Source organism: Stenotrophomonas sp. TWI587, from assembly GCF_039674145.1.
Classification (GTDB): Bacteria; Pseudomonadota; Gammaproteobacteria; order Xanthomonadales; family Xanthomonadaceae; genus Stenotrophomonas; species Stenotrophomonas maltophilia_AY.
In genome coordinates, this window is the sequence record NZ_JBDJMW010000008.1 from 48,152 (window position 1) to 68,696 (window position 20,545).

A 20,545-nucleotide genomic window follows, 5' to 3' on the forward strand; every position below is an offset into this window, starting at 1 on the left:
CCATGGGTGGCTGCGCAGTGCGTGACGAAGGCACCGGTGGCCGTGCGGTGCAGCACACCGGTAGTGCCGGCCGCTGGCCGGCACCCGCATTCCCCCTCAGCTGGCGGCTGCAAACACCGGGCGGGTCAGATTGTCGGCCTCGCCTTCCGTGCACAGCACCTCGTCCTCGATCCGCACACCGCCATACGGGCGGAAGAAGTCCACGCGGTCCCAGTTGATGCTGGCGCCATTGCCCGCCTGCTTCACTTCGTCCAGCAGCATGTCGATGAAGTACACGCCCGGTTCGATGGTGACCACCATGCCGGGTTCCAGCACGCGGGTCATGCGCAGGTACGGATGACCCTGCGGGCGCTCGATGCGGCCACCGCGGTCGCTGGCCGCAAAGCCGGCCACGTCATGCACCTGCAGGCCGATCAGATGGCCCAGACCATGCGGGAAGAAGGCCGCGCTGACGCCGGTGGCCAACGCCGCCTCGGGCGAGACGTTGAGCACGCCGAAGTCCTTGAGGATGCCCATCAGCGACAGGTGTGCGTCGATGTGCAGCTGCTTGTAATCCACGCCGGCACGCACGGCGGCGCCCATCTGCTGCTGGGCCGCGTCCACCGCGTCGATCAGGGCCTGGAATTCGTCATGTCCGCTCGCCGCGTAGGTGCGGGTGATGTCGCTGGCATAGCCGTACGCGCTGGCACCGGCGTCGATCAGGAAGCTGCGCAGCGGGGCCGGCGCGCTGCGGCCCAGATCGGTGTAATGGAGCACGGCGGCGTGTTCGTTGAGGCCGATGATGTTGCCGTACGGCAGCTCATTGGCGTCCTGGCCGACCGCACGGCAGTACGCCATGTGGATCTCGAACTCGCTGGCGCCAGCGCGGAACGCGGCCTCGGCGGCACGGTGGCCGCGCACGCCCAGTCGCTGGGCTTCGCGCATCAGCGCGATTTCATAGGGGGTCTTGTAGCCGCGCTGCCAGTCCAGGTAATCGATCACCGGCGCCGGGTTGTTCGGCACGAACGCGCCCAGCGTACTCTGCGGCTCACCGAGAATCGCGCAGCGGGTCGCGTCCTTCGGCAGCAGCGCCAGGGCATCCTCGGGTTTACGGATGATCTTGATGTCGACATGCTCGACCCACCAGCCATTCGGTGCATCGGGCACCACGTGCCAGTAATCGAAGGGCTGGTAGAAAATCAGCGTGGGGCGCTGCCCCGGGGTGTACACCAGCCAGCTGTTGGGCAGCTTGGTCAGTGGCAGCCAGGCCTTGAAATTCGGGTTCACTGCATACGGGTAATCGCGATCGTCGAAGGCCTGGTAGTGCTGCGTGCCGCTGGGAATCACCAGATGGTCGAAGCCGCCACGGGCCAGCGCTTCATCGGCGCGCTGGCGCATCACGCTGGCATGGTGGGAATACAGGGCGCCGAGGTCTGGCTGGTTCATGGCATGAAGCTCGCTGACAGTGCGGAATGCAGCCCTAGATTCTGCCGTAATCGCGCCGTCGGTGCTGTGCCGGAACCGGCGCTCACACTGCCGAAGTTTCCTCGGCGATCCACTGCCGCAGCTGCTCGCGTGCTTCGCGCGCCAGGGTCAGGAAGCGGAAGCCCACCCAGGCCTGGCCCGGCGCATGGGTCTGCTCGCTCCACAGCAGGTGCACGCCCACCTCGATCAGCAGCGGCTGCCCCTGTGGCCCGGCGATGGTGAACTGCAGCTGGTACAGCGCATCGTCCTGCATCGGCACCGAGGCCAGCATCAGCATGCCGGTCTCGGAGACATTGCCGAGCCGGCCGATCACGGTCTCGGCCATCTGGTCGGTGACGGGCACCAGCTCGGTCACCTGGCGGCGCGGGGCGCGGCGGGTATCGGGTGTGGTCATCCGGCGTTCTCCGCAGGGCTGCCGGCCAGCGAGCGCAGGGTGCGCAACGTGGCCTGCCAGGCGCGGTCGATCAGCCTGCCCTTGTCTTCGGTGACGATCCGCGCCTGACCGTGTGCCATCAGCCGTGCCAGGGCATCGAGCGAATGCTCGCCGACCTTCTGCCCGCGTTGATTGACGAACAGGGCGTTGTCGGTGATCAGGCTGTACCAGGACAGCCGCTGCCGGCGCACATCGCCCTGCTGGTTGGTGGTGAATTCGAACCAGGTGCCGAACGGCAGCGTGCGCAGCTGGCGATAGCAGTCGTCCTCGGCGGTGCTGCGCGCGAGCGGGGCGACCTTGCGCGGGTCGCTGGCGTCGGCCTGTTCGCCCAGCCGGGTGCGGGCGCGCAGGCGTGCGGTGAGTTCGGTACGCGAGCTGCTATCGTCCTCGCCCCCGGGCGTGGACAGGCGCCGCGCGATGGCGGCGGCTTCGTCCTGGTGATAGCCGACCTGCAGCAGGGCCGATTCGACTTCGCTGCCCAGCACGTCATCGCGCTCGGCCGCGCCGGGCGCCAGACAGGTGACCTCGGCGATCCGGGCCGTTTCCTGCTGGCGCTGCTGCCACTGCGGCGAGGTCTCGCCGTTGCGCAGCAGGGTGAGTGTGAGTACGTCCGACCACGCTTGCTTGAGCAGGGCCTGCACGAAGCGCGGGGGCGCGGCCTGTGCGCACAGCTGCTCGATGCTGGTGCTGGCCTGCTGCTTGGCCGCTTCCAGCCGCTCCTTGCCGCGGGCAGCCTCGACATGCCGCCGCTCGGCCAGTTCGGCCTTGTGGGCCAGGGCGCGGAAGTGCTGCTGGATTTCCTCGTTGGCGGTGTCGAACACCGCCACATCGCCGTCGTACTGGTTGACCACCTGATCAACGGCGTGGCCGAGCTTCTGCACCAACTGCGGGTCCACGTCTTCCTCGCCCAGCCAGTTGGCGCCGGCCTCGGCCACCGCATTGAGCAGTTCGCGCGCGGGGTGCTGGTCACGCACGAAGAACGCCGGGTCGGACAACGCAGCACGGGCGACCGGCACCTGCAGGCGGGTCAGCAGGTCGGCGGCCACGGCCTCGGGCCGGACCTCGCGCTGGATCTGCCCGTACAGCATGTCCAGCAGATCGAAGGTGTCGCTGTCCTTGACGGTCAAGGCCGCCTGCGCGCCATGGTCCGCGCGGACCTGGGCAAGCAGGGCGTTGTGCAGATCGGCCATGCTGCGGCGCGCTCCGCCCGGGGCAATTGCCTGGGTCTGCAGCTTGGCCAGCGTGGCGTGCACGGCCTCAGCGGGAACGGCCAGAGCGGCGGGAGTTTCGGGGGCGAGGAACGCGGTGTTGGTGGGATGCCCGGGTACCTCACCCGGCGGCGCGACGGCCTGCGCGGCCATCGCGCTACCGCCCGGCACCGACCCGGCGGCATGCGCCTGGCGGGCCGCACCCAGCAACTGGTGCAGGGCCGACATCGCCGGGGCGCCAAGGTCGGCCGCCGCAGGCGAGGCGTGGGTGGCCGTCGACGATGCAGGCGTCGATGCCGACGCCGACGCCGCGGCCGCGGCACCGTCATCGGTGGGCGTGCGGTCGGCCGGCCCGGCGGCCGGCGGCGCCATCGCCATGGCTTCCTGGGTCATGGCTGCCCAGCCGGCGCTGGGGGCGCTGCCGTTCCAGCCGGTCAACGGGCGTGCGGCGGCGCCGCCACGGGCGCCGGGCAGGCCGCGTTCGGGGCCGGTGATGATCCGGCGCGTCGTGGCCGAGCGCGCCAGATAGGGGGTGTAGACCAGCCCGGGCAGGACACCTTCGTGCGCCAGCAGGATGTTGGCGCGCTCCAGCAGCTCACCCAGCCGTTCCAGCAGTTGGCGGTCGAACACGCGGTACAGCGCCAGCTGCGTTTCCAGGGCCAACGCGAAGTCCTCACCCAGGTCGCGCACGATCCGGCACAACACCTGCGGCCCGAACGGCAGGTCGTCGACATCGAAGGCCGGGCCGGCGGCGAGCACGCCGAAACGCTGGCCAAGCAATTGCAGCGCGCTGGCCGAGCGCTGCGCTTCGCGGCGGATGATATCGACCAGGACGATGTCGCGATCCACGTCGGTGTCGTTGACCAGGGTCAGCGCGGTGGCGGTGACGGCCACCTCGGTCGGGACGGTACGCTGGGTGTGCCGGGGCCCACGCAGGGTCGCAAGGCTGGCGCCCAGCGCGGCCAGAAAGCGCGGGCCGAACTGCGCGTTGACCTCATGCAGCTGCCGGGCCTGGGCGAAGATGTCCGCCTGGATCTGGCTGTTGCGCGCCCGCTCGGCATCGCGGAACAGCTCGCGCTCGAGCTCGACGATGGTCAGTTTGAGCGGGGTGGTGAGGGTCTGCACCGCCAGCCCGTGCAGCGCGGCCAGCAGGCGACGCACGCGCGGGGGCGCGGCCACGTCCGCAAATCGGGTCATGTCAGGCTGGGACGACGAAGGTGCGGGCGCAGACATCCGATGTTCTTCCAGCTCCCCTGAGAACACGGAATCTAACGGTTTCGCCGGGTCCCTGCCATAACGGGCCCGTCTGGCGGGCCAGGAGCCGGCCAGCGGCCGGCATTGCCCCTCGGGGCAGGAGCCGCAACGTCAGGGCAGGAACAGCTCGACCACGTCGTTGGTGAAGCGCCGGCCCAGTTCGGTCGGCGTGGCGTAATCGCCGGTCACGGTCATCCAGCCGTTGGCCACGGCCAGGCGCAGTGGCTCGGCGATCTGCGCCCGGTCCAGGCCGGTACGCGATTCGAAATCCTTCAGGCCAAACCCTTCATGCAGGCGCAGCAGGTTGAGCATGTACTCGAACGGCAGGCGCTCGGCGCTGATCACATCGTCGCCGCCGATCGAAGCCAAGGTGCCGGCGGTATCCATGAAGGTCTGCGGATGCTTGTGCTTCCAGCGGCGCAGCACGTGCTCTTCTGCACCGCTGCTGATCTTGCCGTGCGCGCCGGCGCCGATCCCCAGGTAATCGCCGAAGCGCCAGTAATTGAGGTTGTGCTGGCTCTGCCGGCCCGGCTTGGCATAGGCGCTGACCTCGTACTGCGCGTAGCCGGCCTCGGCCAGCATCTGCTGGCCGTGCTCCTGGATGTCCCACGCCGAATCCTCGTCGGGGATGCCCTGCGGCGGCCGCGCGAAGAACACGGTGTTCGGCTCCAGCGTGAGCTGGTAGTGCGACATATGCGTGGGCTGCAGCGCAAAGGCGCGCTCCAGGTCATGCTCGGCCTGGGCCAGCGTCTGCTGCGGCAGCGCGTACATCAGGTCGATGTTGAAGTTGTCGTAGCCGGCGTCCTGCGCCAGCTTCACCGCCCGCTCCGCCTCGCCACTGTCGTGGATGCGGCCCAGGCGCTTGAGCGCCGCGTCGTTGAAGGTCTGGATGCCGAAGCTGATCCGGTTCACGCCGGCCGCACGGTAGCGGTCGAAACGGCCGTGCTCGGCGGTGCCCGGGTTGGTCTCCAGGGTCACTTCCAGGTTCGGTGCGAAGCGCAGCCGCGCCGAGGCCGCCTGCAGGAAGCGGTCGATGGCCTCCGGCGGGAACAGGCTCGGTGTACCGCCGCCGAAGAACACGCTGCTTACCACCCGGCCCCAGACCAGCGGCAGGTCCTGATCGAGATCGCGGATCAACGCATCGATGTAGGCCTCGAACGGCAGCTCGCCCTTGGCCGCATGCGAGTTGAAATCGCAGTACGGGCATTTGCGCACGCACCACGGCAGATGCACATACAGCGCCAGCGGTGGCGTTACCAGCCGCGGGGCGTGGTCGTGATCGCCGGTGCAGGCTTCGCCGGGCAGGTGGGAGCAGTGGTCGTGTGACATCAGAGCAGGGCGGGCAGTTTCTGCTTCAGCAGTTGCAGGGCTTTGGCGCGGTGGCTCATCGCGTTCTTCAGGTCCGGCGCCATTTCGGCAGCGGTCTGCGCCAGCACCGGGTCCAGGAACAGCGGGTTGTAGCCGAAGCCGTGGCTGCCGCGCAGCGCATCGACGATCACGCCTTCCCAGCTGCCTTCGCAGATCAGCGGCTGCGGGTCATTGGCATGGCGCAGCAGCACGATCACTGCGTAGAAGCGGGCCGTGCGGCGATCGGCCGGTACGTCGCGCATCGCCTCGAGCAGCTTGGCGTTGTTGGCGGCATCGTTGGTCGGGCTGCCGGCGTAGCGCGCGCTGTACAGGCCGGGTGCGCCGTCGAGCGCATCTACGATCAGGCCCGAGTCGTCGGCCAGCGCGGGCAGGCCGGTGCTCTGGCAGGCATGGCGCGCCTTGATCAGGGCGTTCTCGACGAAGGTCAGGCCGGTTTCCGGCACGTCACTGACGCCCAGCTCGCCCTGCGCCACGATCTCCAGCGGCAGGCCGGCGAGCATCGCCTGCAGTTCTTTGAGTTTGCCGGCGTTGCCGCTGGCCAGGACCAGTTTCATTGCTTGGGCTCCAGCAGATCCCACGTGTTGCCGTACAGATCGCGGAACACCGCGACCGTTGCGTAGACCTCCTCGCGTGGGGTTTCGAGGAAGGTCACGCCACGCGCGGTCATCGCCGCGTGGTCACGCCAGAAATCATCGGTGTTCAGGAAGAAGCCGACCCGGCCGCCGGTCTGGTTGCCGATCCGCGCGCGCTGTTCGTCGTTGCTCGCGCGCGCCAGCAGCAAGGCCGCCGCACTGCCGTCGGTCGGCCCGACCACGACCCAGCGCTTGTCACCCTGGTCGATGTCATCGATCAGGGTGAAGCCCAGCGCGCCGGTGTACCAGGCAATCGCCTCGTCGTAGTCGGCCACCACCAGGGTGGTCAGGGCGATGCGACGGTTCATGCCTGGGCCAGGGCCGCCTGCTGCGCGGCGAACAGATCCTTGATGCCCTTCTCGGCCAGCGCCAGCAGCGCATCCAGTTCATCGCGGCGGAACGCATGGCCTTCGGCGGTGCCCTGCAATTCGATGAAGCCGCCACCGTCGTTCATCACGACGTTCATGTCGGTATCGCAATCGCTGTCTTCGGCGTAATCCAGATCCAGCACCGGGGTGCCGCGGTACACGCCGACCGACACCGCGGCGACCGCGCCGAAGATCGGGTTGCGCTTGATGTCGCCGCGCTTGATCAGGAAGTTCACCGCATCCACCAGGGCCACGTAGGCGCCGGTGATCGCGGCGGTACGGGTGCCGCCATCGGCCTGCAGTACGTCGCAATCCAGAGTGATGGTGCGCTCGCCGAGTGCGCCGCGGTCAATGCAGGCGCGCAGCGTGCGGCCGATCAGGCGCTGGATTTCCAGCGTGCGGCCACCCTGCTTGCCGCGGGCGGCTTCGCGGTCGTTACGGGTGTGGGTCGAACGCGGCAGCATGCCGTACTCGGCCGTCACCCAGCCTTCGCCCTTGCCACGCAGGAAGCCCGGCACGCGGTTTTCCACGGTGGCGGTGCACAGCACGCGGGTCTCGCCGAAGCTGACCAGGACCGAGCCCTCGGCGTGACGGGTGAAGGCGCGCTCGATGCGCACTTCGCGCAGCTGGTCGGCCTGGCGGCCACTGGGACGGGAATCAGTCATGCTCAAGTTCCGGTAAGACGGGGATGCGGGGCCACGCCCGGGCCGGGGACCGGCGGGCGAGGAGGCTCTAAGGAGACCGCTAGGGTACCATTTGCACTTTGAGAGCACCGGAAACCCGCATGATTCGAAGCATGACCGCCTATGCCAACGGCGAGCGCGCCACCCGCTGGGGCACGCTGGCCTGTGAGCTGCGCTCGGTCAACCACCGGTTCCTGGAGGTGGGCGTGCGCCTGCCCGAAGAACTGCGTGCGTTGGAGCCGCACCTGCGCGAGCGCGTCGCTTCCCGCTGCAGCCGCGGCAAGATCGATCTGGTCATGCGCCTGCGCGCGCCGGAGGTCACCGGGGCACTGGTGGTCAACGATGCGCTGCTGGGCCAGCTCGGCGAGCTGGCGACCCGGTTGTCCTCGGGTTTCCCCAGCCTGCAGGTGAGCTTCACCGAACTGTTGCAGGTGCCGGGCGTGATGCAGGGCGAGGCGGTCGATGCCGCTGCGCTGCATGCCGAAGCCCTGGCGCTGCTGGATACGGCGCTGGACGGCTTCGTCGCCGCGCGTGAGCGTGAAGGCGACAAGCTGGCCACCGCGATCCAGGAACGCGTGGACAGCATCGAGCGCATCGCCGCCGAGGTCACCACCCTGATCCCGCTCATCCGCGAAGGCCAGCGCACCAAGCTTTCCGCCCGCCTGGCCGACCTGCCGCATCCGGTCGATCCCGGCCGTGCCGAGCAGGAGCTGGTGATGTGGCTGCAGAAGCTGGACGTGGACGAGGAACTGGACCGCCTGGGCAGCCACATCGCCGAGATCCGCCGCGTCTTCAAGCAGCGTGAGCCGGTCGGCCGCCGGCTGGACTTCCTGCTGCAGGAGTTCAACCGCGAGGCCAACACGCTGGGCTCCAAATCGGTGGACAGCCGCACCTCCAATGCCGCCGTCGAGCTGAAGGTGCTGATCGACCAGATCCGCGAACAGGTGCAGAACATCGAATGAGCAGCCCGATCCCGCCCGTCGGCGCACCTGCGCGCGGCACCCTGTACATCGTCGCCGCGCCTTCCGGGGCCGGCAAGAGCAGCATCGTCAACGCCACCCTGGCCCGCGACCCGCAGATCGCCCTGTCGATCTCGTTCACCTCGCGCGCCACGCGCCCCGGTGAGATCAATGGCGAGCACTACCACTTCGTCAGCGCCGAGGAATTCGAGCGGATGATCGCCGCCGGCGACTTCTTCGAGCATGCCTGGGTGCATGGCGACTGGAAGGGCACCGCCCGTCAGTCGGTCGAGCCGCAGCTGTCGGCCGGCCAGGACGTGCTGCTGGAGATCGACTGGCAGGGGGCCCAGCAGGTCCGTCAGCTGGTGCCGGGCACGGTCACCGTGTTCATCCTGCCGCCGTCCAAGCAGGCGCTGCAGGACCGGATGCGCAAGCGCGGGCAGGACAGCGAGGCAGTGATCGCCCAGCGCCTGTCCGCCGCGCGTGAAGAGATGCTGCACTTCAACGACTTCGACTACGTGATCGTCAACGAGGTCTTCGAGACCGCGGTGGACGAACTGTGCGCCATCTTCACGGCCAGCCGCCTGCGCCGGGAGGCCCAGAAGGTCCGCCACGCGGGGCTCATCCAGGCCCTGCTGACCCAGGATCCGGCCACAACCGACTGATTCTCAACGGGGTACTAGCCGGTTGGCTTGATTTTGTCCAGCCCTGGCCGGTACAATCCGTCCCCTTTCCCTCATTCGATTGAGCAGCCCTCACCGGCTGCCGGGAGCCCGCATGGCCCGCATCACCGTAGAAGATTGTCTGGAAGTCGTTAACAACCGTTTCGAACTGGTCATGATGGCGTCCAAGCGCGCCCGTCAGCTGGCCAATGGCGTCCAGGCCACCCTGGACAACAGCGAAACCGAAGACAAGCCGACCGTGCTGGCGCTGCGCGAAATTGCCGCCCGCAAGATCGACAACGCCCTGATCGACGAAGTCGAGAAGGCCGAGCGCGAGCGTGCCGAGCGTGAAGCACTGGAATGGGCCGCTGCCGAAGTCGTTGCCGACGAAGACATGTCCAAGAACGACGACTGATCGCCTCGCGCGTTCGTTGTTGTTGCTGCGAACAGCCCGCCTTCTGGCGGGCTGTTTCGTTTGTGCGGCCGGTGGATCCGGTGCACGCGTGTTGTTGCAGGTGAAACTCCCTGTTCAGGGGTTTGCCGATATCACGCCGCTGGCATAGTCTTTGAGCATGAACCCAGGCCCCACTGCCAAGGTCGCCACGCCCGCCGGCGCGGCCGTACCCGACTATGTCCTCCAGCTTGAGCGCGCAGCGCACTATCTGCCGCCCGACCAATTGCCGCTGCTGCGCCGCGCCTGGGAAGTAGGCGCGGCCGCGCATGCCGGCCAGACCCGCAAGTCCGGCGAGCCCTACATCACCCATCCGGTTGCCGTGGCCCAGGTGCTGGCCGAGCTTGGCCTGGACGTGGAGGCGCTGATCGCTGCGATCCTGCACGACACCATCGAAGACACGCCGCTGACCCGTGAAGAGCTGGCCGCCGAGTTCGGCGAAGCGGTGGCCGAACTGGTCGATGGCGTCACCAAGCTGGACAAGCTGAAATTCCGCGACCGCCAGGAAGCGGCGGCGGAGAGTTTCCGCAAGATGCTGCTGGCGATGTCGCGCGACCTGCGCGTGATCATGATCAAACTGGCTGACCGCCTGCACAACATGCGCACGCTGGGCGCGCAGAGCCGCGAGGCACGCGGCCGCATCGCACGCGAGACACTGGAGATCTACGCCCCGATCGCGCAGCGGCTGGGCATGAGCCTGGTCAAGAGCGAGCTGCAGAACCTCGGGTTCAAGGCGTTGTACCCGTGGCGCCACGCGATCCTGGAAAAACACATCCGCAGCCAACCGGTGGTGCGCCGCGAGGCGATGGCGCAGGTGGAGGTGCAGTTGAGCCAGCGCCTGGCCAAGGAAGGGCTGGAGCACCGTCTGGTCAGCCGGATCAAGACGCCGTGGAGCATCTACAACAAGATGTGCGACGAGAACAAATCCTTCGATCAGGTGATGGATGTGTTCGGGTTCCGGTTGGTGGTGCGCAACGTGCTCAACTGTTATCACGCGCTGGGTTCGGTGCATGCCACCTTCAAACCGCTGGATGGGCGCTTCCGCGATTTCATCGCGATCCCCAAGGCCAACGGGTATCAGTCGCTGCACACGGTGCTGTTCGGGCCGTATGGCTCGCCGATCGAGGTGCAGATCCGCACTGAGGAGATGGACCTGATCGCCGAGCGTGGTGTGGCGGCGCACTGGACCTACAAGTTCGGTGGCGACTCGCCCAACAGCGCCCAGAGCCGTGCGCATGCCTGGATCGTGGAGTTGATCGATTCGCAGCGGGCCGCGGGCTCGTCGCTGGAGTTCCTGGACAACGTCAAGGTGGACCTGTTCCCGGACGAGGTCTATCTGTTCACGCCCAAGGGCAAGATCCTGGCGCTGCCGCGCAATTCCACGGCGCTCGATTTCGCCTATGCGGTGCATACCGATGTGGGCAACATGGCCGTGGCCTCGCGCGTGGACAAGAAGCTGGTGCCGCTGCGCACCAAGCTGGTCAGCGGGCAGACGGTGGAAGTGATCACCGCGCGCTCGGCCACGCCCAAGCCGCAGTGGCTGGAGTTCGTGGTCAGTTCGAAGGCGCGCACGGCGATCCGTCATCAGCTCAAGCAGCTGGAGCACGAGGACGCGGTGCAGCTGGGCCATCGGATGCTGGATCGTGCGCTGGAGGCGATGGACAGTTCGCTGGAACGCCTGCCCAAGGGACGCCTGGATGCGTTCCTGGCCGAGCACCGGTATCCGCGCCTGGAGGCCCTGCTGGCCGAAGTGGCGCTGGGCAACTGGATGCCCAACCAGGCAGCGCAGGCGTTGATGGCGTATGCGGAGCTGCGCGGTGGGGCGCACTCCAAGCATTCGCAGGAGAAGATCCTGATCAACGGCAGCGAGCGCGGGGTGGTCAGCTTCGCGAACTGCTGTCAGCCGATTCCGGGTGACGACATCATGGGCTACCACACGGCCGGCAAGGGCATCGTGGTGCATCGGCTGGATTGCCCGAACCTGGCCGAGCTGCGCAAGTCGCCGGAGCGCTGGGTGCCGATCGGGTGGGATACGACGGTGTCGGGTGACTACGATACGTCGTTGATCGTGGAGGTGGAGAACGGCACCGGCGTGCTGGCGCAGTTGGCGGCGGCGATCGCGCAGAGCCATTCGAACATCGAGCGGGTGGATTATCTGGACCGCGATTTCAATGCGGCGGTGCTGTGTTTCAACGTGCAGGTGCGCGATCGGAACCACTTGGCTGAAGTGATGCGGCGTCTGCGGCGGTTGTCGGTGGTGCAGTCGGTCAGGCGCCAGTAACGCGCGAACTGCTACCCGCCAACGGCGGTTCACGTGCGCCTTCTCGCTGCGTGGAGGAGGTGACGGGCAGGCCGGGGCAGGACCCGCTGCAAGTACGTCCCTGTAAGCTCGTGTGTTGCCATCCATGGCAACACACGGTCCTGCCCCGGCCCACCCGTCACCTCCCTGCCAAGGCGTGCGGGGGTGCGGAGAGAGGTGGCGTGGCTACCGCGAACGGATGGGTCATTGGCGCTGCGCGGGTGGGGGGCGTCCACGCATGGCGTGGCGCTACCCGCGGGGGCGCTACAATTGCGTTCCCCCTTTTGAATCGTGGAGTTTCCATGTCCCGTCAGATCATTACCAGCGCCAAGGCCCCGGCGGCCATTGGTCCGTATTCGCAGGCCGTGCGTGCGGGCAACACCGTGTATTTCTCGGGCCAGATTCCGCTGGATCCGGCAACCGGTGACATCGTGGGTGTGGGCGATATCGAGGCGCAGGCGCGTCGTGCGTTCGACAACCTGAAGGCTGTGGCCGAAGAGGCCGGTGGTTCGCTGGATCAGATCGTGCGTCTGGGCCTGTACCTGACCGATCTGGGCGAGTTCGCCAAGGTCAACGCAGTGATGCAGGATTACTTCAAGGCGCCGTTCCCGGCGCGTTCGACCATCGAAGTGGCGGGTCTGCCGAAGGCCGCCAACTTCGAAGTCGATGCGGTGATGGTGCTCGACCAGGCCTGACGTGGCGCGGTCACGGGCTCCTGCACCGGCGCTGGCCGCGGCCGGGGAGGCATCGTTGTCGATGCTCTCCGGTATCGGGCCGGCGGTGGCGATCAAGCTGGCCGCCCGTGGCCTGTTGTCGCTGCAGGACCTGTGGCTGCATCTGCCGCTGCGCTATGAAGACCGTACCCGGCTGACCACCATCGCCCAGTTGCAGCCGGGGGTGGCGGCGCAGGTGGAGGGGCGGGTGAGTGCGGTGGAGCGGGGATTCCGCTATCGGCCGGTGCTCAAGGTCGCGATCGAGGACGATTCGTACGGTACGCTGGTGCTGCGTTTCTTCCATTTCCGCGCCCAGCAGGTCTCGCAGTTTGCCGTGGGCACGCGTATCCGCTGCTACGGCACCGCCAAGCCCGGCCATCACGGGCTGGAGATCGTCCATCCCAGTTACCGGGTGATGGGCGGCAATGAGGATGACGAGCTGGGCGACAGCCTCGATCCGGTGTATCCGGCGGTCGAGGGGGTGGGCCCGGCCACGATGCGGAAATTCATCGGGCTGGCACTGGACAAGCTGCCGGAAGAATCCCTGCTTGAACTGTTGCCGCCGGGTTGGTTGTCCGGGCTGGGCCTGCCGTCGCTGCGCAGTGCGCTGCTGACCGTACACCGGCCACCGCCGGACGCGGATCTGGTGGCGCTGGCCGCGGGCCGGCATCCGGCACAACGTCGCCTGGCCATTGAAGAATTGCTGGCGCACCACTTGAGTCTGCGCCGTCAGCGCATGGCGTTGCAGGCGCATCACGCGCCGTCGCTGCGCGGGCAGGGTGCCTTGGTTGCGCAGCTGCGCGACAGCTTGCCTTTCCAGCTGACCGGTGCGCAGCAGCGCGTGTTCGAGCAGATCCGCAAGGACCTGGCCAAGGCGCATCCGATGTTGCGGCTGGTACAGGGCGATGTGGGCTCGGGCAAGACCGTGGTGGCCGCGTTGGCGGCGATGCTGGCGGTGGAGCGGGGCAAGCAGGTCGCACTGGCCGCTCCCACCGAACTGCTCGCCGAGCAGCACATGAACAATCTGCGCGCCTGGCTGGAACCGCTGGGCGTGCGCACCGCATGGCTGGCCGGCAAGGTCACCGGCAAGGCGCGCACCAAGGTGCTGGCCGAGGTCGCCTCGGGTGAGGCGCAGGTGGTGGTCGGTACCCACGCGCTGATGCAGGACAGTGTGGTGTTCAAAGATCTCGCGCTGGCGATCGTCGATGAGCAGCACCGCTTCGGCGTGCACCAGCGGCTGGCGCTGCGCGACAAGGGCGCGGACGGACGCAGCGTGCCGCACCAGCTGGTGATGACGGCGACGCCGATTCCGCGCACCCTGGCGATGTCCGAGTACGCCGATCTGGATGTCTCGGCGATCGATGAGCTGCCGCCGGGGCGTACACCGGTGCAGACCGTGGCGCTCAACAACGATCGCCGGCCGGAGCTGATCGAACGCATCGCGGTGGCCTGCCGCGAAGGCCAGCAGGTCTATTGGGTCTGCACGCTGATCGAAGAAAGCGAAGAGCTCGATGCGACACCCGCCCAAGCCACGTTCGAATCGCTGCAGGCATTGCTGCCAGGAGTGCGCGTCGGGCTGGTGCACGGGCGGCTGAAGGCGAGTGAGAAGCTGGCGACGATGGTCGCGTTCAAGGCCGGTGAGATCGATCTGCTGGTGGCCACCACGGTGATCGAAGTGGGCGTGGACGTCCCCAATGCCTCATTGATGATCATCGAGAACGCCGAGCGTCTCGGCCTGGCCCAGCTGCATCAGCTGCGCGGCCGGGTAGGGCGCGGCTCGGCCGTGTCGCGGTGCGTGCTGCTGTACCAGGCGCCGCTGTCGAACATGGCGCGCGAGCGGCTGGAAACAATGCGGCAGACCAATGATGGCTTCCTGATCGCCGAGAAGGATCTGGAGCTGCGTGGCCCGGGCGAACTGCTGGGCACACGACAGACCGGCCTGGCCGGCTTCAGGATGGCCGATCTGGCCCGCGACGCGGATCTGCTCCCGGGCGTGCATGACCTGGCCGAGCGACTGCTGTCGGAGGCACCTGACGTCGCCGATCAGGTGGTGCGGCGCTGGATCGGCACGGCCGTGCGCTACGCGTCGGCATAACGCCCTGCCGCATGGCGCCAAGGGCACCGCCTTGTATTTGTCATGACAGGGTGCGAAAGTCCCTTGCCGATTATCAAGACGGCAACGATGAGCAAGAAGATTCCGCTGTTGATCGACACCGACCCGGGTGTCGATGATGCCCTGGCCCTGTTGATGGCCTTTGCCGATGAGCGCCACGATATCGTTGGCCTGACCATCGCCGCCGGCAACGTTGGCCTGGACCACACGGTCCGCAATGCCCTCAAACTGTGCGAAGTGGCTGGCCGCGACGATGTGCCGGTCTACGCCGGCACCGCCGACCCGCTGCTGCACCCCTCCGTCGATGCCGCCCATGTGCACGGCGCCGACGGCTTCGGCGACGTCAACCTGACGGCCGCCAAGCGCCAGGCCGAAGCAGAGCACGCCGCACTGGCGATCCTGCGCCTGTCGCACGAATACGCCGGTGAACTGTTCCTGGTCGCGCTCGGTCCGCTGACCAACCTGGCCTTGGCCCTCAAGCTCGACCCGACCCTGCCGCAGCGCGTGAAGCGCTTCCTGGTCATGGGCGGCGCGGTCACCTGCCACGGCAACATCACCCCGGCCGCCGAGTTCAACATCGCCTTCGATCCGGAGGCGGCGCACATCGTGTTCACCGGCTTCCCGCACATCGAAGTGGCCGATTGGGAAGCCACCGTGGCCCACGGCCTGCTGCACGCCGATGTGGAGCAGTGGCTGGCCGCCGACAGCGACAAGGCCCGGTTCTACGAGCTGATCTCGCGCCAGACCCGCCTGTGGTCTGAAGACAGCCGTGGCGAGCGCTGGTACGCCGCCGATGCCCTGGCGATGGCCTGGGCGCTCCAGCCGGAAGGCGCGCTGCGGGTGGAATCGCGTCCCCTGAACGTGGAACTGGCCGGTGTGCACAGCCGGGGTGCTACCATTGTCGACTGGAACCGCCAGACCGGGCAGCCTGACAACACTCAGCTGCTGATGGCCTACGACCAGGGTCGCTTCGAGGCCCAGGTGAGGGCGGCACTCGGCGTCTGATGACGCCGCTGCGGCGGACCTTTCGCACGGTTGATGGACCCGGCTTGCCCTTTGCGGCGGCCGGGACTATAATGCCGCTCTTGACCACCAGCCCTTATTACGGTGCGCGCCCATGAAGGCCGATATTCATCCTGCTTACCGCGACGTGGTTTTCCACGACGTTACCTCTGATTTCAAGATCCTGACCCGTTCGACCATGTCCACCAAGGACACGATCAAGTGGGAAGACGGCAACGAGTACCCGCTCGTCAAGGTTGAAATCTCCTCGGCTTCGCATCCGTTCTACACGGGCAAGCACAAGGTGATCGACACCAGCGGCCGTATCGACAAGTTCCAGAAGCGTTTCGGCAAGCCGGCGCCGACCGCAGCCTGATCTGTCGACGCAGCTGCTTGAAAACAACGGTCGCCTTGGCGGCCGTTGTTTTTTGTTGTTTCCGGTTTGCTGAACGCCAGGTGAGGCCCGCATGCCCCGCCGACGGAACGCTGTGTCCGTGAGTTGGCGCGAGCCCTTGCGCGCGCTGGGATAGCGGCTGCGGTGGGGTCCGCAACCGGCGTCTACGACTTCCGTCCTAGGGCGTCGAAAATGTTGCTGTGCGATAATGGCGGGATCCACGATAACGATCGTGGACTTCCTTCACGTGCCTGACCCATGCGCTTGGGCGGGCGCCTTCCCTCGAGGAGCGCACACAGTGTCCGATCTTGATCAGGTCACGCTCAACGCCGGCGACAAGTCGGTTGTTCTGCCAGTCATCAAACCCACGCTCGGCAACGATTGCGTCGATATCTCGAAGCTGACCAAGGAAACCGGTCTCTTCACGTACGACTCCGGCTTCACCGCCACCGCCAGCTGCAAGTCCGCCATCACCTATATCGACGGTGACAAGGGCGTGCTGCTGTATCGCGGTTACCCCATCGAGCAGCTCTCGGAAAAGTCGAGCTACGTCGAAGTGGCCTACCTGCTGATCAACGGCGAGCGTCCGAGCGCCGAGCAGCTGAAGGCCTTCACCGACGAGCTGGCGGCCGAAGCCGATGTGGATCCGTCGATCAACACGCTGATCGGCAGCTTCGCCAAGGATGCCCATCCGATGGCCATCCTGACCGCCGCCATCGCGCAGCTGTCGGGCATCTACCACGCCTCGCTGGACCTGTCCGACGCCGAACAGCGTCGCCATGCCGCGGTGCGCCTGATCGCCAAGGTGCCGACCCTGTCGGCCCTGATCTACCGCCACGGCAAGGGCCTGCCGGCCAACAAGCCGGACACCTCGCTGGATTACGTCAGCCGCTTCCTGAAGCAGACCTTCGAGTCCGCCGATGGCCAGTACGAGCTGAACCAGGACGTGGTCAAGGCGCTGGATCTGCTGTTCATCCTGCACGCCGATCATGAGCAGAACGCCTCGACCTCGACCGTGCGTCTGGTCGGTTCGACCGGTGCCAACCCGTACGCGTCGGTCGCCGCTGGCGTCACCGCGCTGTGGGGTCCGGCCCACGGCGGTGCCAACGAAGCCGTGCTGAAGATGCTCGAAGAGATCGGTTCGGCCGACAACGTCGAATCGGCCGTGCTCAAGGCCAAGGACAAGACCTCCGGCTTCCGCCTGATGGGCTTCGGCCACCGCGTGTACAAGAACTTCGACCCGCGCGCCAAGGTCATCGGTGTGATGACCGGCAAGGTGCTGGAACAGCTGGGCGTGCAGGATCCGCTGCTGGACGTTGCCGTCAAGCTGGAGCAGGCCGCGCTGCAGGACGACTACTTCGTCGCCCGCAAGCTGTACCCGAACGTCGATTTCTACAGCGGCATCATCTACAAGGCGCTGCAGATCCCGACCGAAATGTTCACCGTCATGTTCGCCCTGGGCCGTACCTCCGGCTGGGTGGCACATTGGCTGGAACAGCAGGTGGATCCGGAAATGAAGATCGGCCGTCCGCGCCAGGTCTACACCGGCAGCGATGTGCGCGACTACCAGGGCTGATCGCCCCGGCAGGTTGTGATGAAAGCGCCCCGCACTGCGGGGCGTTTTTTTTGGGTGGCGCCGGGCGCCTGTTTTCGTACTTCTTGCATGGGCCTCACTTCGATCGAGGTACAACCTTGGCGGTCACCCTCACGCCCATGGAGTCCCTCATGAATCGTCTGATTGCTGCTGTCCTCATCGCCGTACCGCTGAGCCTGGTCAGCGCCGGCGCACATGCCCAGTACACCGGCCCTGGCGCGACCAGCGCGGTCACCACCGTCGCCGAAGCACGCGACCAGCGCGATGACCAGCCCGTCGTGCTGCAGGGCACGCTGATCGCCAAGATCGGCCACGAACGCTATCGCTTCAAGGATGCCACCGGCGAGATCGACGTCGAGATCGACGACAAGGATCTGCCCGACCGACAGCCCGTCAGCGCGACGACCGTGGTGGAGCTGCAGGGAGAAGTCGATACGCATCGCTTCAAGCCCACCGATATCGATGTGGAGCATGTGCGGATCGTCGGCACACGCTGATCTGCCTGCACCGTCGAACGCCCCGCAGTGCGGGGCGTTTGCGTTCAGCGTATGGCGATCTTCAGCGTACTTCCGCGTAACGGCTGGGCGATTCCCCCAGCACGCGGCGGAAGGCCGACGAAAACGCACTTGGGCTGGCGTATCCCAGGTCCAGTGCGACGCGGGTGACCGGCTGCCCGGCACCCAGCCGTTCAATCGCGGCGAGCAGACAGGCCTGCTGACGCCATTCGGCAAACCCCACCCCGGTTTCCGCACGAAACTGGCGGGTGAACGTACGGCGACTCATGCCCGCCTCGACGGCGACCTCATCGAGCGTGGCGTCGATCGAGGGCGCATCGAACAGCTGCTGGCAGGCGCGGAGAAGGCGCGGATCGCGGGGCAGCGGTGCATGCAGTGACAGGCGTGGCATCGCGGCGATCTCCGCGACCAGCAGCTGCATCAGCCGGCCGGCACGCCCCTCCAGCTCGTACAGTGCCGGCAGATCGACCGCATCGTCCATCAGGTGCCGCAGCAGCGCCGATACGGCATACACGCCGCAGCGCACCGGCAACTGGACCGCCGCCACTTCTTCGGCCGCCACGAAGACATTGAGCATCGTGACCGGGCCACGCATCGCCATGGCGTGCGCGACGCCTGCGGGCACCCAGCAGGCACGCTGTGGCGGCACCAGCCAGTGTCCTTCGGGTGTGGTGAGGCTGATGGTGCCACGCGAGGCAAACGCGAACTGACCGCGCCGATGCGCGTGGTCGGGGAAGACGGATCCGGCGGCGTAGTCGTTGGCGGTGACCACCACGGCGCGCGGCAGGTCTTCAAAGGGATCGAGCAGGGTATTGCGCATGGCCCGGATTCTATCGCCATCGGCCTGATATCGACGGCGGGCCAAGCGCCGTCGCCCTAACATCGCGGCCCAACCTAACGCCCGCACGGTGCAGCCATGCCCAATACCTTTCATCGCGTCGGCACCGGCGCGCATCCTGTCCTGGTTCTGCACGGCTGGTTTGGCGACGCGCACGCGTTCGACCCCATCGAACCGTGGTTGTCCGGTGAGCAGTTCACCTATGTGTTCATGGACTGCCGCGGCTACGGCGGGATGCGCGATGTGCGTGGCAACTACACCATCGATGAGATCGCCAGCGATGCACTGACCTTGGCCGACACGCTGGGCATCGAGACCTTCAGCCTGGTTGGGCACTCGATGGGCGGCATGGCCATCGAGCGGATCGCGGTGCTCGCCCCGGATCGCGTGCGCGCGCTGGTCGCCGTGGCGCCCGTGCCGTGCGGTGGCATCGCCTACGATTCACCCACGCGGCAGTTGCTTGAAGCGGCCGCGGGCAGCGTGAGCATCCGCCGGGGCATCATCGACCGCAGCACCGGTGGGCGGTTGCCCGCCGCGTGGCTGGACTGGAAGGCGCAACACTCCATGGAGCACGCGGCACCCGAGGCGTTCGCGGCGTACTTCCCGGCTTGGGCGGACACCGATTTCAGCGCGGAGATCGTCGGCCGGCACCCGGTGAAGGTGCTGATCGGCGAGCACGATCCGGTGTTCAACGCGGCACTGATGGACAGGACCTACCTGCGCCGCTATCGGCAGGCGACCCTGGAGGTGCTGGAAAATACGGGTCACTACCCGATGAACGAAACACCGCTGGCCTTGGCTGCGGCGATCGAGCGCTTTCTGGTCCCGTTCGGCAAGACATGAAGCAGGCCGCGCGTACACTCACCGACGGCCCAGATACCCCTCGATCTCGCTGTCGGCCAGCAGCTCGCGCAGCTGCGCGGCCGACGCGCGCCGCATCGGCTTCTCATCGATGGCCGACAGCGGCGGCTGGCGCAGGCCATCGTAAGGCAGCACGGCGATATCGAAGGTCAGATCCTCGGCACTGAACACCCATACCGGCGCATCCAGGCTGCGTTCGCGGTCCAGCCGCAGCCGACGCGTACGCGATTCGGCCGGGATGCCATGCTCATCGAGGTAGCGTTGCACGGCATCGGCATCGTCGCTGTGTACCTGCAACTGCACGGGGCTGTTGGCATCGGCGGTGCCATCCAGCACCGGGCCGCACAGGCGCGGTGAGAACCCCTGCAGGAAATCCATCGCGCGCAGGGCGGCCTCGCGGCGTTGGCGCAGCTGCGCGGCATGGTCGGCACCGGCGAACAGGCGCTGATACTCGCGCAGGGCATCTTCAATCTCGGTGTTGCGGGGCAGGGAGGCATCGTCATGGATGCCGAGCCGGGTGGCAGCCTTGAGCTTGGCCTGGTGATAGTCGCGGATGCCGCCCTCGGCCATCAGGCGGGCGGCTTCATGCGCCAGCTGGTGGCGACGCTCACGGGTCTGGGTGGCTGCATGCTGACGGGCTCGATGCATGACCGGTACTCCTTGGCGACCTGCACGGCAATGTACACCGGCGATGTGACAGGCGGGTAGAGTCGCGTCACGCGTGGGTCCACCCG

General features: G+C 67.1%; 20 protein-coding genes. 11 read left to right on the plus strand and 9 right to left on the minus strand.

Going from position 1 to position 20,545, the window contains the following annotated elements; all coding sequences use genetic code 11:
- Window positions 1–96: 96 nt before the first annotated feature.
- The 7 genes from pepQ to rph form a co-directional block, all read right to left on the minus strand.
- Window positions 97–1,425: a Xaa-Pro dipeptidase gene (gene pepQ / locus ABE464_RS14015; RefSeq protein WP_346472468.1), complete on the minus strand. Its 1,329-nt coding sequence runs from the start codon at window positions 1,423–1,425 to the stop codon at window positions 97–99.
- An 82-nt stretch (window positions 1,426–1,507) separates the two neighbouring features.
- The gene (locus ABE464_RS14020; RefSeq protein ID WP_346472469.1) at window positions 1,508–1,858 is read right to left on the minus strand and encodes a PilZ domain-containing protein; all 351 of its coding nucleotides are present in this window, start codon (window positions 1,856–1,858) and stop codon (window positions 1,508–1,510) included.
- Window positions 1,855–4,338, minus strand: a complete 2,484-nt coding sequence (locus ABE464_RS14025; protein WP_346472470.1) for a DUF1631 domain-containing protein — start codon at window positions 4,336–4,338, stop codon at window positions 1,855–1,857. Before ABE464_RS14025 ends, ABE464_RS14020 begins: the two co-directional genes overlap by 4 nt.
- A 132-nt stretch (window positions 4,339–4,470) precedes the next feature.
- A complete protein-coding gene (gene hemW / locus ABE464_RS14030) occupies window positions 4,471–5,688 on the minus strand; it encodes a radical SAM family heme chaperone HemW (protein WP_346472471.1) in 1,218 nt (405 codons plus the stop codon).
- Window positions 5,688–6,281 (minus strand): RdgB/HAM1 family non-canonical purine NTP pyrophosphatase, encoded by a 594-nt coding sequence (gene rdgB, locus ABE464_RS14035; RefSeq protein ID WP_346472472.1) that lies wholly within the window; start codon window positions 6,279–6,281, stop codon window positions 5,688–5,690. The genes hemW and rdgB overlap by 1 nt, the downstream gene beginning before the upstream one ends.
- Entirely contained in the window at window positions 6,278–6,667 is a 390-nt protein-coding gene (locus ABE464_RS14040) for a VOC family protein (protein WP_176988321.1), read from the minus strand. The genes rdgB and ABE464_RS14040 overlap by 4 nt, the downstream gene beginning before the upstream one ends.
- Window positions 6,664–7,392, minus strand: coding sequence for a ribonuclease PH (gene rph / locus ABE464_RS14045; protein ID WP_346472473.1), 729 nt, complete (start codon window positions 7,390–7,392; stop codon window positions 6,664–6,666). The genes ABE464_RS14040 and rph overlap by 4 nt, the downstream gene beginning before the upstream one ends.
- A 119-nt stretch (window positions 7,393–7,511) precedes the next feature.
- On the opposite strand from rph, the gene ABE464_RS14050 reads away from it, so the two are divergent.
- The 10 genes from ABE464_RS14050 (at window position 7,512) to ABE464_RS14095 (ending at window position 18,094) form a co-directional block, all read left to right on the plus strand.
- Window positions 7,512–8,372: a YicC/YloC family endoribonuclease gene (locus ABE464_RS14050; protein ID WP_346472474.1), complete on the plus strand. Its 861-nt coding sequence runs from the start codon at window positions 7,512–7,514 to the stop codon at window positions 8,370–8,372.
- Window positions 8,369–9,034: a guanylate kinase gene (gene gmk, locus ABE464_RS14055; protein ID WP_346472475.1), complete on the plus strand. Its 666-nt coding sequence runs from the start codon at window positions 8,369–8,371 to the stop codon at window positions 9,032–9,034. The genes ABE464_RS14050 and gmk overlap by 4 nt, the downstream gene beginning before the upstream one ends.
- 112 nt (window positions 9,035–9,146) lie before the next feature.
- A complete protein-coding gene (gene rpoZ / locus ABE464_RS14060) occupies window positions 9,147–9,446 on the plus strand; it encodes a DNA-directed RNA polymerase subunit omega (protein WP_005410877.1) in 300 nt (99 codons plus the stop codon).
- A 157-nt stretch (window positions 9,447–9,603) separates the two neighbouring features.
- Window positions 9,604–11,763, plus strand: coding sequence for a bifunctional (p)ppGpp synthetase/guanosine-3',5'-bis(diphosphate) 3'-pyrophosphohydrolase (locus tag ABE464_RS14065; protein ID WP_346472476.1), 2,160 nt, complete (start codon window positions 9,604–9,606; stop codon window positions 11,761–11,763).
- Between the two features lie 320 nt (window positions 11,764–12,083).
- On the plus strand, window positions 12,084–12,476 hold the full coding sequence (locus tag ABE464_RS14070; protein WP_121039448.1) for a RidA family protein: 393 nt from the start codon (window positions 12,084–12,086) through the stop codon (window positions 12,474–12,476).
- Between the two features lies 1 nt (window position 12,477).
- On the plus strand, window positions 12,478–14,589 hold the full coding sequence (gene recG, locus ABE464_RS14075) for an ATP-dependent DNA helicase RecG (protein WP_346472477.1): 2,112 nt from the start codon (window positions 12,478–12,480) through the stop codon (window positions 14,587–14,589).
- Window positions 14,590–14,676: 87 nt separating this feature from the next.
- Window positions 14,677–15,612 carry a nucleoside hydrolase gene (locus ABE464_RS14080; protein ID WP_346472478.1) on the plus strand — a complete coding sequence of 312 codons (936 nt, stop codon included), beginning with the start codon at window positions 14,677–14,679 and terminating at the stop codon, window positions 15,610–15,612.
- A gap of 112 nt (window positions 15,613–15,724) precedes the next feature.
- A complete protein-coding gene (locus tag ABE464_RS14085; RefSeq protein WP_019183873.1) occupies window positions 15,725–15,985 on the plus strand; it encodes a type B 50S ribosomal protein L31 in 261 nt (86 codons plus the stop codon).
- Between the two features lie 316 nt (window positions 15,986–16,301).
- Window positions 16,302–17,579 carry a citrate synthase gene (locus tag ABE464_RS14090; protein ID WP_070471144.1) on the plus strand — a complete coding sequence of 426 codons (1,278 nt, stop codon included), beginning with the start codon at window positions 16,302–16,304 and terminating at the stop codon, window positions 17,577–17,579.
- 149 nt (window positions 17,580–17,728) lie between these two features.
- A complete protein-coding gene (locus tag ABE464_RS14095; protein WP_346472479.1) occupies window positions 17,729–18,094 on the plus strand; it encodes a NirD/YgiW/YdeI family stress tolerance protein in 366 nt (121 codons plus the stop codon).
- 61 nt (window positions 18,095–18,155) lie between these two features.
- Here the strand turns inward: ABE464_RS14095 and ABE464_RS14100 are convergent, their stop codons facing one another.
- Entirely contained in the window at window positions 18,156–18,932 is a 777-nt protein-coding gene (locus tag ABE464_RS14100) for a helix-turn-helix transcriptional regulator (RefSeq protein WP_346472480.1), read from the minus strand.
- 96 nt (window positions 18,933–19,028) lie between these two features.
- On the opposite strand from ABE464_RS14100, the gene ABE464_RS14105 reads away from it, so the two are divergent.
- A complete protein-coding gene (locus ABE464_RS14105; protein ID WP_346472481.1) occupies window positions 19,029–19,793 on the plus strand; it encodes an alpha/beta hydrolase in 765 nt (254 codons plus the stop codon).
- Between the two features lie 18 nt (window positions 19,794–19,811).
- Here ABE464_RS14105 and ABE464_RS14110 read toward each other — a convergent pair whose 3' ends face one another.
- A complete protein-coding gene (locus tag ABE464_RS14110; RefSeq protein ID WP_346472482.1) occupies window positions 19,812–20,459 on the minus strand; it encodes a hypothetical protein in 648 nt (215 codons plus the stop codon).
- Window positions 20,460–20,545: the final 86 nt, after the last annotated feature.